The 14,507-nt window shown below is 69.7% G+C and carries 14 protein-coding genes; 5 read left to right on the forward strand and 9 right to left on the reverse strand.

All coding sequences use genetic code 11. The annotated features are described in order from the left end of the window. The coding region (locus F1599_RS00485; protein ID WP_223819405.1) for an MdtA/MuxA family multidrug efflux RND transporter periplasmic adaptor subunit at positions 1-1,439 on the reverse strand (1,439 nt) is incomplete at its 3' end. Positions 1,440-1,736: 297 nt separating this feature from the next. On the opposite strand from F1599_RS00485, the gene F1599_RS00490 reads away from it, so the two are divergent. Together F1599_RS00490 and F1599_RS00495 are read left to right on the forward strand one after the other, a co-directional pair. Then, positions 1,737-2,477 carry a response regulator gene (locus F1599_RS00490; RefSeq protein ID WP_149316845.1) on the forward strand — a complete coding sequence of 247 codons (741 nt, stop codon included), beginning with the start codon at positions 1,737-1,739 and terminating at the stop codon, positions 2,475-2,477. Then, complete coding sequence (locus tag F1599_RS00495) at positions 2,474-3,751, forward strand: ATP-binding protein (RefSeq protein ID WP_150081631.1); 1,278 nt, start codon at positions 2,474-2,476, stop codon at positions 3,749-3,751. Before F1599_RS00490 ends, F1599_RS00495 begins: the two co-directional genes overlap by 4 nt. A 114-nt stretch (positions 3,752-3,865) precedes the next feature. Here the strand turns inward: F1599_RS00495 and plsY are convergent, their stop codons facing one another. From plsY to F1599_RS00525, 6 genes are all read right to left on the reverse strand, one after another. After that, positions 3,866-4,489, reverse strand: a complete 624-nt coding sequence (plsY, locus tag F1599_RS00500; RefSeq protein WP_149316847.1) for a glycerol-3-phosphate 1-O-acyltransferase PlsY — start codon at positions 4,487-4,489, stop codon at positions 3,866-3,868. A 156-nt stretch (positions 4,490-4,645) separates the two neighbouring features. Next, positions 4,646-5,140, reverse strand: coding sequence for a Cys-tRNA(Pro) deacylase (ybaK, locus tag F1599_RS00505; protein ID WP_149316848.1), 495 nt, complete (start codon positions 5,138-5,140; stop codon positions 4,646-4,648). Positions 5,141-5,233: 93 nt separating this feature from the next. Beyond that, positions 5,234-6,130, reverse strand: a complete 897-nt coding sequence (gene xerD / locus F1599_RS00510) for a site-specific tyrosine recombinase XerD (RefSeq protein WP_149317100.1) — start codon at positions 6,128-6,130, stop codon at positions 5,234-5,236. Positions 6,131-6,246: 116 nt separating this feature from the next. Next, positions 6,247-6,813 (reverse strand): methylated-DNA--[protein]-cysteine S-methyltransferase, encoded by a 567-nt coding sequence (locus F1599_RS00515; RefSeq protein ID WP_223819406.1) that lies wholly within the window; start codon positions 6,811-6,813, stop codon positions 6,247-6,249. 202 nt (positions 6,814-7,015) lie between these two features. Next, a complete protein-coding gene (locus tag F1599_RS00520) occupies positions 7,016-7,987 on the reverse strand; it encodes a tripartite tricarboxylate transporter substrate binding protein BugE (protein WP_149316849.1) in 972 nt (323 codons plus the stop codon). Between the two features lie 112 nt (positions 7,988-8,099). Then, positions 8,100-8,750 carry a chalcone isomerase family protein gene (locus F1599_RS00525; protein WP_150081634.1) on the reverse strand — a complete coding sequence of 217 codons (651 nt, stop codon included), beginning with the start codon at positions 8,748-8,750 and terminating at the stop codon, positions 8,100-8,102. 225 nt (positions 8,751-8,975) lie between these two features. On the opposite strand from F1599_RS00525, the gene F1599_RS00530 reads away from it, so the two are divergent. Continuing rightward, positions 8,976-9,869: an AEC family transporter gene (locus F1599_RS00530; protein ID WP_150081637.1), complete on the forward strand. Its 894-nt coding sequence runs from the start codon at positions 8,976-8,978 to the stop codon at positions 9,867-9,869. A gap of 123 nt (positions 9,870-9,992) precedes the next feature. Here F1599_RS00530 and queG read toward each other — a convergent pair whose 3' ends face one another. Then, a complete protein-coding gene (gene queG / locus F1599_RS00535; RefSeq protein ID WP_150081640.1) occupies positions 9,993-11,198 on the reverse strand; it encodes a tRNA epoxyqueuosine(34) reductase QueG in 1,206 nt (401 codons plus the stop codon). Between the two features lie 16 nt (positions 11,199-11,214). Between queG and tsaE the strand changes: the two genes are divergently transcribed. Together tsaE and F1599_RS00545 are read left to right on the forward strand one after the other, a co-directional pair. Further along, positions 11,215-11,727, forward strand: coding sequence for a tRNA (adenosine(37)-N6)-threonylcarbamoyltransferase complex ATPase subunit type 1 TsaE (tsaE, locus tag F1599_RS00540; RefSeq protein ID WP_149316853.1), 513 nt, complete (start codon positions 11,215-11,217; stop codon positions 11,725-11,727). Beyond that, complete coding sequence (locus tag F1599_RS00545) at positions 11,721-13,241, forward strand: N-acetylmuramoyl-L-alanine amidase (RefSeq protein ID WP_149316854.1); 1,521 nt, start codon at positions 11,721-11,723, stop codon at positions 13,239-13,241. Before tsaE ends, F1599_RS00545 begins: the two co-directional genes overlap by 7 nt. A 172-nt stretch (positions 13,242-13,413) precedes the next feature. On the opposite strand, the gene F1599_RS00550 is transcribed toward F1599_RS00545, so the two are convergent. After that, entirely contained in the window at positions 13,414-14,433 is a 1,020-nt protein-coding gene (locus F1599_RS00550) for a bile acid:sodium symporter family protein (RefSeq protein WP_149316855.1), read from the reverse strand. Between the last annotated feature and the right edge of the window lie 74 nt (positions 14,434-14,507).

Below are 14,507 nucleotides of genomic sequence, written 5' to 3' on the forward strand. Positions count from 1 at the left end.
CGCCGGCGGCCACGCGCACGCGGCTCGCTGGCGGGTGCCACCGCCGCCGCGCGCGCGGCCGGATCGACGGTCTGCACCGTCATGCCCTCGCGCAAGCGGTCGGCGCCGTCGACCACGACGCGCTGGCCCGGCTGCAGGCCGCGCAGCACCGCGGTCTGTTCGCCGTCGCTGGGTCCGAGCGCGACGGTCTGCACCTTGACCTTGTTCTCCTGGTCGACCACATAGACGAAGGTGCCCTGCTGGCCGCGCTGGATCGCCGCGACCGGCACCACGGTGGCGCCGGCCAGCGTATCGACGCGCATCCGCACATTGACGAACTGGTTCGGGAACAGCATGCCGTCGTCGTTGCGGAACACGGCCTTGAGCCGCACCGTGCCGGTGGTGGTATCGATCTGGTTGTCGGTGGTCAGCAGCGTGCCGTCGGCCAGCTTGTTGCGCGCCTGGCGATCCCAGGCTTGCACCGGCAGCGTCTGGCCGGCGTTCAGCTGTCTGAGCACGCTGGGCAGGTTGTCTTCCGGAATCGAGAACAGCACGGCGATCGGCTGGATCTGCGTGATCAGCGCGATGCCGTTGGCGTCGGAGGTGCTGACGATATTGCCCGGGTCGACCTGGCGCAGGCCGATGCGGCCCGAGGTCGGCGCCTTGATGCGGGTGTAGCCCAACTGCAGGCGGGCGTTGTCGACGTTGGCCTGGTCGGTCTTGACCACGCCCTCGTACTGGCGCACCAGCGCGTCCTGCGTGTCGACCTGCTGCTTGGCGATCGAATCCTGCGCCAGCAGCGTGCGGTAGCGCTGCTGGTCGATGCGCGCGTTCTGCAGCAGTGCCTGGTCGCGCGCCAGCTGCCCCAGCGCCTGGTCGAGCGCGGCCTGGAACGGGCGCGGGTCGATTTCGGCCAGCAGGTCGCCGGCCTTGACCATCTGGCCTTCCTTGAACAGCACGCGCAGCAGCGGCCCGGAGACCTGCGCGCGTACCGTGACGTTGGCGACCGGGGTCACGTTGCCCAGGCCGTTGAGCACCACGTCCATGTCGCGCTGCACGACCGGGCTGACCACCACCGGCGCGGCCGGGCCGCTCATGCCGCGGCCGGGGCCGCCGGGTCCGCCGGGGATGCGGCCGCCCGGGCCGGGCTGGCCCGCCTGGCCGGCATCGGGCGCGCCGCGGTGGCTGTACCAGTACCAGCCGCCGCCGGCCAGCAGCAGCACCAGCAGGCCGGCGATCCAGATGCCGCGGCGGCGGCGCGGATGGCCAGGCTCGGATGGCGGGACGGGGCCGTTGCGGCGCTCGGGGCCGGCATCCGGGCGGATGGTGGGGCCATCAGCGGGGCGGTCAGCGCGGCCATCAGCGGGCCGGCCGGCGGGCGCCTCGGTGGAGGCGTCGATCGGATGATTCTCGCCGTGCGTCGTGGGTTTGGCGGGCTGGTTGGAATCGGAATTGGCCATTCACTGGGGTCCTGGAGCGGGTCCTGAAGCAGATCCGGATGCGGGGCCTGCGCACGCGGCGCTGCGCGGCCCTGTCGATCGATGGAAAGACGCAGAAGTATGCCGCAACGGTCGGAGCCGGCTCCGGATGCGGAGCGGGGGCGACCTGCGGCGACGTGGCAAGGATACGGCGTGAGGCGGGGCAGACCTATGTCGGCGGGGAAGGGCTTTATTACAGATAATTACCAGCGCGCCCCGTGTAACTTGCCGAAACAACATTGCGGCGGCCCGGCCGGCGTGCCTGTTTATCATCCGGCTATGCGACCCAATCAGCCCACCCAGATCCTGGTCGTCGACGACGATCCCGACTTGCGCGACCTGCTGCGCGAGTACCTGACCCAGCAAGGCTTCGCCGTTTCGGTGCTGCACGACGGCGACGGCCTGCAGGCCCGCCTCGAACGCGAACGCCCGGCCCTGATCGTGCTCGACCTGATGATGCCCAAGGTCGACGGCCTGACCGCGCTGCGCAAGCTGCGCGCCCGCAACGACGATATCCCGGTGATCCTGTTGACCGCGCGCAGCGACGAGATCGACCGCATCGTCGGCCTCGAGATCGGCGCCGACGACTATCTGGGCAAGCCGTTCTCCCCGCGCGAGCTGCTGGCCCGCATCAACGCGGTGCTGCGCCGCAAGCTGGCGCGTCCGGCGGCGGCGCCCGAGGACCGCGACAGCGCGACCTTCGGCCCGTTCAAGGTGGACTTCCGCCAGCGCACGCTGGTGCGCTCCGGGCAGGCGCTGCCGATCAGCGACACCGAATTCGCGCTGCTGAAGCTGCTGCTGATGCATCCGCTCGAAGTGCTGTCGCGCGAGCGCATCGTCGAGCTGATGTACGGCGCGGCCAGCGGCGTCAGCGACCGCGGCATCGACGTGCAGATCTGGCGCCTGCGCCGGCTGCTCGACGAGGACGCGCAGCGGCCCCGCTATATCCAGACCGTGCGCGGGCGCGGTTACACCTTCGTGCCCGACGAGGCAGAGCAGGCGGACCAGGCCGCGTCATGAAGCTGCGCATCGACACCCTGTTCGGCCGCATGGCGCTGCTGATTGCCGCGGTGCTGGTGATCAGCCATTTCTCGTGGCTGGCGATCCTGCGCATGGACCGCCGCGAGCAGCGCATGGAATATTCGGTCGAGCAGATGCTGTTCCAGCTCGACAGCATCCAGCGCGCGCTCGACGCCAGGCCGCCGGCGAAGCTGCCGAGCCTGGTCGAGGTCGCCGGCGAGGCCAGCGCCGAGGAACATGCGCGCGCGCCGACCGACCGCTCGCGCCGGCTGGTCGAACGCTTCTCGGGCCGGTTGCCGCCGGGCACCCAGGTGCGCATCGAGGACGAGGACACGCCGCGCATCTGGATCAAGCTGCCGACGCGCCAGGACTGGATCGCGATGCCGATCCTGTGGGTCCATAACCCGCCGCTGGACAACCGGCTGATTCCCGGGGCGATGCTGGTGGTCAGCGTGGCGATCGTGTTCGCGCTGCTGATCGCATGGCAGATCCAGCGGCCGGTGCGCGAAATGGCCAATGCCGCCGGGCAGCTGTCGCGCCAGCAGCCGGTGGCGCCGCTGCGCGAGCGCGGCCCGCTGGAGCTGCGCCAGCTGATCGAGCGCTTCAACAAGATGGTGGCCGACCTGGCGCGCATCGACCAGGAGCGCAACACGATGCTGGCCGGCATCGCGCACGACCTGAAGACGCCGCTGGCGCGGCTGCGGCTGCGCGCCGAGATGCTGGCCGATCCGAAGGCGGCGGCGGGCGTCACGCGCGACGTCGACTCGATGTCGGCGATCGTGGAGCAGTTCCTGGCCTTCGCGCAGAGCGCCGAGCCGACCGCGCGGCCGGTGCCGGTCGATCGCCGCATGGCGGAGCTGGCGGCGTCGCTCGCCGAGCAGGAGCGTCCGGTGGACCTGTCGCTGGAGGCCGGCGAAGGCTTCCGGCTGATCGCCACGCAGCTCGATCGCATCATCGGCAACCTGGTCGACAACGCCTACCACTACGGCGCGCCGCCGGTCAGCATCCGCACCGCGCGCGTGGCGGAGGGGTGGCAGCTGGTGGTCGAGGACGCGGGCGGCGGCATTCCGGAGGATGCCTTCGACAAGGTCACGCTGCCGTTCGTGCGGCTGGACCCGGCCCGCGGCGGCAATGCGCATTCGGGCCTGGGGCTGGCGATCGTGGATCGGCTGGTGCGCCAGTCCGGTGGCAGGCTGACGCTGGCCAACCGGCCCGAGGGCGGCCTGCGCGTCGAGATGGTGTTCCCGTTCGCGCAGCTGGCCAAGGCGGCCTGAGGTATGCCGTCGTCCCCGCGAAGGCGGGGATCCGGTGACTTGCGATGGATCGCGTGCGGGCGAAAGACCGGGGCCCCGCCTGCGCGGAGGCGACGAGCAACGTGCAGCCGCGGCTTACTGCTGCGGCTTTTTCTTTTCGCCGATGCGGCTTTCCTGGCCCGCCAGCAGCTTGGCGATGTTCTGGCGATGGCGCAGGATCAGCAGCGCGCTGATGGCGAGGATCGCCGCGGCAACCACGTCGGTGCCGAACATCAGCACGTAGAAGAACGGCGCGAACACGGCGGACACCAGCGCGGCCAGCGACGAGTAGCGGAAGAAGGCGGCGATGATCAGCCAGGTCGCCAGCGTGCCCAGCCCCAGCCACGGATGGATCGCGAACAGGATGCCGGCCGCGGTCGCCACGCCCTTGCCGCCCGCAAAGCGGTGGAACACCGGGAACAGATGCCCGAGGAACACCGCCACCGCGACCAGCGCGATGCCGGTCTGGTCGACGCCGTAGTCCGGCCCGAAGCGCTGCGCCAGCCAGACCGCCAGCCAGCCCTTGAGGCCGTCGCCGAGCAGCGTCAGCAGCGCCGCCTTCTTGTTGCCGGTGCGCAGCACGTTGGTCGCGCCCGGATTGCCGGAGCCGTAGGAGTGCGGATCGGGCAGCCCCATCGTCTTGCTGACCACGACAGCGAAGGAGATCGAACCGATCAGGTAGGCGAGCAGGGCGAACAGCGGATTGGCGAGATTGGCCATGGACGGGGTCGAAGACGGGGTCGAAAAAGCAGCGGAAGGGCGGAGGAGAACCGCAACGGGTGCAAAAAACTGGCGCGATTGTAGCGCGCCGGCGTGGCGCTCACGACCGTGATTACCCGGGCACGGAGGAACGCACAGGCCGGCGCGCGGGCGTGCTCAGCCCTCCGCCAGCCCGCATTGCACTGGCCTGGCGCCGAGCAGCGTAGTCAGCACGGCCGGCTCGATGCTGACCAGATAGCCGCGCCGGCCGCCGTTGATATAGATGCGCTCGAGCGCCAGCACGCCTTCCTCGACATAGACCGGCATCCGCTTGCGCGTGCCGAACGGCGAGGTGCCGCCGACCAGGTAGCCGCTGTGGCGCTGCGCGACCTCGGGCTTGCACGGCTGCACGCTCTTGCAGCCGATCTGCCGCGCGAGGTTCTTGGTCGAGACGGTGCGGTCGCCATGCATCAGCACGATCAGCGGCTGCGCCTTGTCGTCTTCCATCACCAGCGTCTTGACCACGTGGTGCTCGTCGACGCCGAGCTGCCGCGCCGATTCCTCGGTGCCGCCGTGCTCGACGTAGTCGTAGGGGTGCTCGCCGAACGCGATGCCGTGCTGGCGCAGCATCTGCGTGGCGGGCGTTTCGGAGATGTGTCTGGACTTGGCCATGTTGTGCCCGTGTCTGCCTTGTCTTGCTCTGTCTTGCTCTGTCTTGCCGGGTTCGTCTTGTCGTGCCTGGGGATGCGCCGCGCCTTGGCGCGACTATCCGCGCGGATGATGCTGCTGATGCAGGACGCGCAGCCGCTCGCGCGCGACGTGCGTGTAGATCTGCGTGGTCGAGATGTCGGCATGCCCCAGCAGCAGCTGCACCACGCGCAGGTCGGCACCATGGTTCAGCAGGTGCGTCGCGAAGGCATGGCGCAGCGTGTGCGGCGACAGCGGGGCGTGGATCTCGGCCTGGCGCGCATAGCGCTTGATCAGGTACCAGAAGGCCTGGCGCGTCATCGCCTCGCCGCGCTGGGTCACGAACAGCGCGTCGCTGCCGCGCTGGCCGAGCAGCGCGGGACGCGCGCTGGCCAGATAACGGCGCAGCCAGACGCCGGCCTCGGCGCCGAACGGCACCAGCCGCTCCTTGTTGCCCTTGCCGCTGACGACGCGCGCGACGCCCTCGTTCAGGCCGATCTCCACCGTCTTCATCTGCGTCAGCTCGGACACGCGCAGGCCGCTGGCGTACATCAGCTCCAGCATCGTGCGGTCGCGCAGGCCGAGCGGCGTGTCGATGTCCGGCGCCTGCAGCAGCGCCTCGACCTGGGCCTCGCTCAGCGTCTTCGGAAAGCGCGGCGGCTGCTTGGCGGCGCGCAGCAGCAGGCAGGGGTCGGCCTGGACCAGATGCTCGCGCAGCGCCCAGCGGAAGAAGCGCCGGAATACCGCGAGCCGCCGGTTCGCCGACGAGGCCCGCGTGTCGGGATGGCGCGCGGCAAAGTAGCCGGACAGCGCGCCGTCGTCGGCCGCCAGCAGGGCCACGCCGCGTTCGCCGCGCAGCCAGCGCGCCAGCAGCGCGAGATCGCGGCGGTAGGCGTCGATGGTGTTGCGCGCGAGGCCGTCCTCGAGCCACAGCGCGTCGCAGAAGCGGTCGACCAGCGTCAGGTCGGCGGCGATGTCGGCTTCGAGCTGGGCCTCCCGGTCGTCGTTCCGGGCGTTGTTCGGGCCACCGTTCGGGCCATTGTTCGGCACCGGCGGGTCCGCCAGCGCCGCCGTGCTGTGGTGCCGCGCGCTCACAGCAGCATCACCCGCTCGTGGCGCAGCAGCCAGCGTTTGACTTCGAGATGGAAGCCGTCCTCGCCGTGATGGGCGAAGCCGCCCAGACCCTTGGCCCCGACCACGCGATGGCAGGGCACCACCAGCGGAAAGGGGTTGTCGCCGCAGGCCTGGCCCACCGCGCGCGCGGTGCCGCCGATATTGGCCGCCAGTTCGCCATAGGTCGCGGTGCGGCCGCACCGCACGCTGCGGATCGCCTGCCAGACGCGGCGCTGGAAGTCGGTGCCGGTGCCGGCGAGCGGCACGTCGAGCGGCGCATCGGGATCGGCATAGTAGGCCTCGAGCTGCGCCGCCAGCTGCCGGATCGGCGGCAGGTCGGAGTCGCGCGGTGCGAAACGCTCGGGAAGGAAATGGATCGCGTGGACGCACTGCGCGTCCGCGCGCACGCCGATGCGGCCGAACGGCGCGGCGAGGATGGCATCGAAGCGGGCGGCGAGCCTGGCGTCGCGCAACTGCGCATTGATGTCGGTGTCGGGGCGCGGCGCGGGCGGGGAATCCGTGGACGGATCCGAATGGGAATGCATGGCGTGACAACGGTCGATCCGGATACCGGATTCTAGTGCCTTGACGCTCCCCGTGCTGATCGGGTGCCCCTTTTCCGCTGGCGGGAGAGGCGAGCCTGTTGCCTCGACCTCGCGGCTTGGCAAAAAAAAAGAGGGCTCCGCGGAGCCCTCTTCGATCCTGCAGACAGGCGCCGGCCGATGGACGGGGGCCTGCGTCAGGCCATCACTGCTCGAGCTTGATGTTCTGCACCTTGACCAGGTTGCGCATCTTGTCGAACTCCTTCTTGATCTCGGCGGCGTGCTGGGCCGGCGTGTTGCCCGACGGCTCGGCGCCGGCGGCGATCAGGCGTTCGCGGAAGCCCTTGTCCTGCAGCGCCTTGACGGCGGCCTCGTTGAGCTTCTTGATGATGTCGTCGGGCGTGCCGGCCGGCGCCACCAGGCCGTACCAGGCCGGATCGTTCGGCTCCTTCAGGCCCATTTCGCCGAAGGTCGGCACGTTCGGCAGCGAGTCCAGGCGCTTCTCGGCGGCCACCACGATCGGGCGCAGCTTGCCGGCCTTGATGTGCGGCATCGACGAGGGCAGGTTGTCGACCATGATCGGCACCTGGCCGGCCAGCACGTCGTTCAGTGCCGGGCCCGCGCCGCGGTAGGGGATATGGACCATGAAGGTCTTGGTCGAGACCTTGAACTGCTCGCCCAGCATGTGGCCGAAGCCGCAGGTGCCCGACGACGCGTACGAATACTTGCCCGGGTTGGCCTTCAGCGTGGCCAGGAATTCCTTGTAGTCCTTGGCCGGGAAGTTCGGGTTGACCGCGATCACGTTGGCGACGTTGGCCAGGTTCGTGATGGGCTTGAAGTCCTTGATCGGGTCGTACGACAGCTTCGGATTGCAGGCCGGGTTGACCGCCATCGTCGACACCGTCGAGATGCCGATCGTGTAGCCGTCCGGCGCCGCCTTGGCGATCGCGTCGGCGCCGATCGAGCCGCCGCCACCGGCGCGGTTCTCGACCACCACCGGCTGGCCCAGGATCTTGCTCATCTGGTCGGCCGCGCCGCGGCCCACGATGTCCGTCGTGCCGCCCGGGGCGAACGGAATGATCAGCTTGATCGGCTTGGTCGGATAGTTGCTCTGTGCCTGTGCCAGCGAGGCGCAGGCGGCCAGACCCAGGGCCAGGGCAATGTGCTTGGTTTGCATGAGATCGTGTCTCCCGTCGTGAAGCCGGACGGAGAGTGTCCGTCCAGAACTGAAAATGCCGGCCAGGGACCCGGTAGGGCCCGCCGCGCCGGCGCGATGCATCGGCGGCCCGTCAGCCGCCGAGCAGGCCGCGCTTCAGGTCGCGATCGACCGGGCGTTCGCCCAGGAAGATGCGCAGCACGGCCTGGTAGAAATCCTCGCCGGGGATGGGCTTGCCGCGCGGCGTGCCATTGACGGCGATCACCGTGCCGCTGTCCGGCGTGTAGTCGAAGTCGATCACGTCGCCCTTGCGCGCCGTGCCGACCTGGTTCATCGCCTGCTCCAGCTGGTGCAGGCGATCGGCGAACTTCTCCAGCTGCGCCTCGTTGTGGTTCTCCCGCATGCCTTCGTTCAGCGCCTTGACGAAGGTGCTCGATTCCACCTCGCGCAGCGGCCGGATCTGCAGCCGCTTGGGACCCTTGGCGCCCAGCACCACGGCGGCGTTGCGCACCTTCTCGGGCAGGTACAGCGCGGCGACATAACCCTTGACGATGAACACCGAGCGCAGGCCCGCGCCGTTCAGCTGCAGTTCCTTGCCACCGAGGCGCGTCGCCTCGTCCAGCCGCACGCCCTCGATCTCCATCGCGCCAGCGGCCATCGGCAGCGCGCCCGCGACGGCCACGCAGCAGATCGCCAGCCACTGGCGCAGGCGGCGTGCGGTCCGTGCGGTTCCTCCGGTCCGATCGAACGGAACGCGGGCGGAAGGGCGGCGGGGGGCGGGCATGGCGGGGCGGTACATCGAGAACGGAATGGCAGGCGGAACAAGATCGACGGAAATCCGGAGCGTGCCATCTTCCGGGTTTTCTGAAACAATACCAATCCGTATCTGCCCTAGGGCGCACTCCGGGCCGCTTCGCCTCGCTCGCGGAGCGCCGTCCGCACGGGGCTCCTGCCATCCTTCCTGACATCCTCCGACGCGCCCCCGCGTCCCGACAACAACAAGACGCCGATGTCGCCTGCTCTGCTGATGGTGCCCGATTTCAGCCTGATCCTGATCGGCTGGCTGCTGGTGCGCTATACCTCGTTCGACCGCGCTTTCTGGTCCGGCGTCGAACGGCTGGTCTACTTCGTGCTGTTTCCCGCGCTGCTGCTGCAGGCGACCAACAGCGCGGTATTCGATTTTTCGACCACCTCGGCGATGCTTGGGCTGGCGGTGCTGACCACGGTGTTCGGCATGGCCGCCGGCTACGCGGTCAAGTGGGTGCTGCGGCCGAACCCGGTCGATTTCGCCTCCGGGCTGCAGACGGCGTTCCGCTTCAACTCGTACATTGCGCTGGCGCTGGCCTCCCGCCTGGGCGGCAGCGAAGGGCTGGCGATGATGGCGGTGATCGTCGGCTGCGTGGTGCCGATGTGCAATGTCGCCGCGGTGTGGGCGCTGGCCCGGCACGGCGAGGCGCGGCTGTGGCGCGAGCTGGCGCGCAATCCGCTGATCCTGGCCACGGCCGGCGGCCTGATCACCAATCTGCTCGGCCTGCATCCGCCCGAAGTCCTTGGCATGACGCTGGCCCGGCTGGGTTCGGCCTCGACGGCGCTGGGCCTGATGACGGTCGGCGCCGGCCTGCAGATGCGCGGCGCGGTCGGCACGATCGGGCCGGTGGCCTGGTGGACCGGGGTCAAGCTGCTGGCGATGCCGGCCTTCGCCTGGGCCGTCGGCCGCCATCTGCCGCTGTCGCCGCTGCAATTGCAGATCGCGGTGCTCTATGCCGCGATGCCGACCGCCTCGAGCGCGTACATCCTCGCGGTCCGCATGGGCGGCAACGGGCCGATGGTGGCCGCGGCGATCTCGGCGATGACGGTGTCGGCGATCTTCACCGCGCCGATGTGGCTGGCGCTGGTCAGCTAGGCGGCTGGGGCGGCTGCAGCGACAGCAATAGCGGCAGCAGCAATAGCGACAGCAGCAATAACTGCAGCGGCCCCACTGCAACCGGCATCGTGGCCGTGACGGCGACCATGGTGGTGCGCGCTGCTACTGCGGCCGCTGCGCGAGGGCCCATGCCACGTGCTCGCGCACCAGCTCCGAGGGATGCCCGGCGCGCGCCAGCAAGGCCGCGCGGATGCGTTCGGCCTGCGCCGGCTCGCCGGCCCCGCGCAGCGCATTGCCAAGACCCACCGCCAGATTGCGCAGCCAGCGTTCGTGGCCGATGCGCCGGATCGGGCTGCCTTCCAGCCGCCGATTGAATTCCTCCTCGCTCCAGCCGAACAGCGCCACCATGTCGGGCGCATCGAAGCCGTTGCGCACGGCGAAGTCCGGCAGCGTCGCGCGGTGCGCGAACTTGTTCCACGGGCAGGCCAGCTGGCAGTCGTCGCAACCGTAGACGCGATTGCCCATCGGCGCGCGCAGCGGCTCGGGAATCGCGCCCTTGTGCTCGATGGTGAGGTAGGAGATGCAGCGGCGCGCATCGAGCCGGTACGGGCCGACGATGGCCTGGGTCGGACAGATGTCGATGCAGCGGCGGCACTGGCCGCAATGCGCGGAGGCGGGCGGGTCGATCGGCAGCGGCAGATCGACCAGGATCTCGCCGAGGAAGAACATCGAGCCGCCGTCGCGATCGAGCAGCAGCGTGTGTTTGCCGCGCCAGCCGAGCCCCGCCTGGCCGGCCAGCGCGACCTCCATCACCGGTGCCGAGTCGGTGAAGACGCGATAGCCGAACGGGCCGATCGCGGCCTCGATGCGGCCGGCCAGCTGCTGCAGGCGCGTGCGCAGGACCTTGTGATAGTCGCGGCCGCGCGCGTACAGCGAGATCGTTGCCGCGGTGCCGCCGGCCTCGACCTGGGCGAGCCGCGCGAATTCGCGCTCGCGCCAGTCGTCGCGATCGCCGTCGTTGCCGCCGTTGCGATCGTCTTCGTCATCGGTGGAGGCGGGCAGATAGGGCATGCGCGCGACGATCGCGCGCACCGTGCCGGGCACCAGTTCGGCCGGCCGCGCGCGCTTCAGGCCATGGTTCGCCATATAATCCATGTCGCCATGGCAACCCTGCGCCAGCCAAGCGAGCAGACCCGCTTCGGCATGGCTCAGGTCCACGTCGGCGACCCGCACGTCGTCGAAGCCGAGCGCCGCGCCCCAGGCGCGAATCTGCGCGACCAGCGCATGCGGATCCGGGCCGGTGGCGTGCTGCGCCGCTGGCGTCCCGCTGAGAACGGCGTCAGGCGCCTGTGCTGCTCGGTCGATCATCCGTCAATTGTACGCAATGCCCCTGCTCGAACAACGCACCGTGATCCTGCCCGACGAAGCGGCCACCGACCGCCTCGGCGCGGCGCTCGCCGGCGCGGTGCGCGCCATGCCGCCGCAGACGGTGCACGTCCAGCTCTCGGGCGATCTCGGCGCGGGCAAGACCACGCTGTCGCGCGCGGTGCTGCGCGCGCTCGGCCATGCCGGCAAGGTCCGCAGCCCGACCTACACGCTGTGCGAGCCGTACCAGGTCGCCCGCGCCGACGGTTCGCCGCTGACCGTCTATCACTTCGATCTCTATCGCTTCGCCGATCCCGAGGAATGGCTCGACGCGGGATTTCGCGACTGTTTTGCCGAGCCGGCCTTCAATCTGGTCGAGTGGCCGGAGAAGGCCGCGTCGCTGCTTGGGGAACCCGACCTGCACCTGTTGCTCCAATCGGACACCTCGCCCAGCGATGAGGCCGCCGATCGGCGAGTCGCGATCCTGCGGGCCTATACTCCAACCGGACTTCTCCTGCTGCACGCATGCTGATCAAGCGCCTCGCCACCGACCGTCCCGATGAACTGCTGCTCGCCCGCCGCAAATGGCTGGCGCAATGCCTGAAAGCCGGCGCCGGAACGGTCGTGCTGACGCTGGCGGGTCCGCAGATCGCGGCCGGCGCCGGCATCGTCGCGGTCCGTGTCTGGCCGGCCGAGGACTATACGCGGGTCACCATCGAATCGGACGAGCGCCTCGCCGCGGTCCACACGATGGTGCGCAATCCCGATCGGCTGGTGGTCGATATCGATGGCCTGGACCTGTCGCCGACGCTGCGCGAGCTGGTCGCCAAGATTACTCCCAACGATCCCTATATCCAGTCGGTGCGCGTCGGCCAGAACCGGCCGCGCGTGGTCCGGCTGGTGTTCGACCTGAAGGAAGACATCGCGCCGCAGGTCTTCACGCTGGGGCCGATCGGCCAGTACCGCAACCGGCTGGTGTTCGATCTCTACCCGGTCAATCCGCCCGATCCGCTGTGGAAGCTGGTGCGCGAGACCGAGGACAAGCAGCGCCGCTTCGCCTCGACGCCGGCCACCGAGGGCGCCGACAGCGTGGCCGGCGCGCCGTCGAGCAGCGAAGAGGATGCGATCGCCGCGCTGGTGCGCCAGTTCGAGGACCAGGCGAAGACCCCCGCCACGCCGCCGCTGCCGGCCAATCCGCCGGTGGCGTCCGCCAAACCGAAGCCGCCCGCCGCTACCGCGCCGAGCCAGCCGACCGCGCCGCAGGCGCCGCTGGCGCAGGACAAGCCGGGCAGGAACGACCCCGCCGACGATCCCGCGCCGTCGCGCTTCAAGATGCGCCGGCTGCTGACGGTGGCGATCGATCCGGGCCACGGCGGCGAGGACCCCGGCGCGATCGGCGCCGCCGGCTCGCGCGAGAAGGACGTGGTGCTGCAGATCGCCAAGCGCCTGCGCGCCAAGATCGATGCGCAGCCCAATATGCGGGCGATGATGACGCGCGACGCCGATTTCTTCGTGCCGCTGAACGTGCGCGTGCAGAAGGCGCGCCGGGTCAAGGCCGACCTGTTCGTGTCGATCCATGCCGATGCCTTCGTCAAGCCGGAGGCGCGCGGCGCCTCGGTGTTCGCGCTGTCCGAGCGCGGCGCCTCGAGCTCGGCCGCGCGCTGGCTGGCCAACAAGGAGAACGCGGCCGACCTGATCGGCGGCGCCAACATGAACAACAAGGACGCGCAGGTCGCGCGCGTGCTGCTCGATCTGTCGACCACCGCGCAGATCAACGACAGCCTGCGGGTCGGCAAGGCGGTGCTGTCCGAGATCGGCGGCATGCATCAGCTGCACAAGGCGCATGTCGAGCAGGCGGGCTTTGCCGTGCTGAAGGCGCCCGACATCCCGTCGATCCTGATCGAGACCGCCTTCATCAGCAACCCGGAGGAGGAGCGCAAGCTCAACGACGAGGCCCACCAGGAGCAGCTGGCCAACGCGATCCTGCGCGGCATCCGCGGCTACTTCGCGCGCAATCCGCCGCTCGCGCGTAGCCCGTCGGTGTGAGGGCGCCCAGCCATCGACGCAACGACCAAAAGAAAAAGGCCGGCAAATCGCCGGCCTTTCCTTTTGCTGACACGCTTGTCGTCCGCGCGAAGGCGGGGACCCGGTGGCTTGTCAGGACGCTGGGCTCTCGCTGTCGCGGGAGCGTCGGCACCGGCCGGCGCCGACGTCCCGGTCAAGCCCGCGCGACCGCGCCTTCGATCTGCTCGCGGTTGGCATAGCGCGACGCCATCACCGAGCAGACGATCAGCTGCAGCTGGTGATAGACCATCAGCGGCAGCACCAGCAGGCCCAGCGCCGGGTGGCCGGCGAACAGGATCTTGGCCATGGGGATGCCGTTGGCCAGGCTCTTCTTCGAGCCGCAGAACACCGCGGTGATCTCGTCCTCGACCGAGAAGCCGAGGCGGCGGGCGACGAAGGTGGTGGTGGCCAGGATCGCGAACAGCAGCACCGCGGCCAGCGCCATCACGGCGGCGATGGTCTGCCAGCTGTACTGGTGCCACAGGCCCTCGGAGGTGGCATCGCAGAACGACGAGTAGACGATCAGCACGATCACGCCGCGGTCGATCTTGCTCGTGATGGCCTTGTGCCGCCCCAGCCAGGCGCCGATTACCGGACGGGCCAGCTGGCCCAGCGCGAACGGCAGCAGCAGTTGCAGCGCCACGCCGGTCAGCGCCTTGCCCAGCGGCATCGACGCGCCGCTGGCGCTGATCACCAGGCCCATCAGCAGCGGGGTCAGCGCCATGCCGATCAGGCCGGAGATGGTCGCGTTGAAGATCGCACCGGGCACGTTGCCGCGCGCCATCGAGGTCATCGCCACCGACGACGAGACGGTCGACGGCAGCGCGCACAGGAAGAACACGCCCAGCAGCAGGTCGGCCGGCAGCTGGTCGCGCAGCGCGAACATCAGCACCGCGCCGATCAGCGGGAACACCACGTAGGTGAAGGCCTGCACGAAGGTGTGCAGGCGCCAGTGGCGCGCGCCGGCGACCAGCTTGTCGCGCGACAGCGCGGCGCCGTGCAGAAAGAACACCAGCGCGACGCCGAGGCTGGTCACCAGCCCGAGGTGCAGCGGGCCGTCGCCGGTGCCGACCTCGGGGGCGGCCAGCGCCAGCGCGATCGCGGCCAGCATGATCAGCACGAAGCCGTCGATCAGATCGTAGAGTTTCTTGAAGGGATTCAGCAGGAAGGACATGACTGCGTGGACTGAAGCGCACCGGAGCGGCGCGCCGGAACGAAGGGTTTAAAAGAAGAAGAAATAGACAGAAA

The organism is Cupriavidus cauae (assembly GCF_008632125.1).
GTDB classification, from domain to species: domain Bacteria; phylum Pseudomonadota; class Gammaproteobacteria; order Burkholderiales; family Burkholderiaceae; genus Cupriavidus; species Cupriavidus cauae.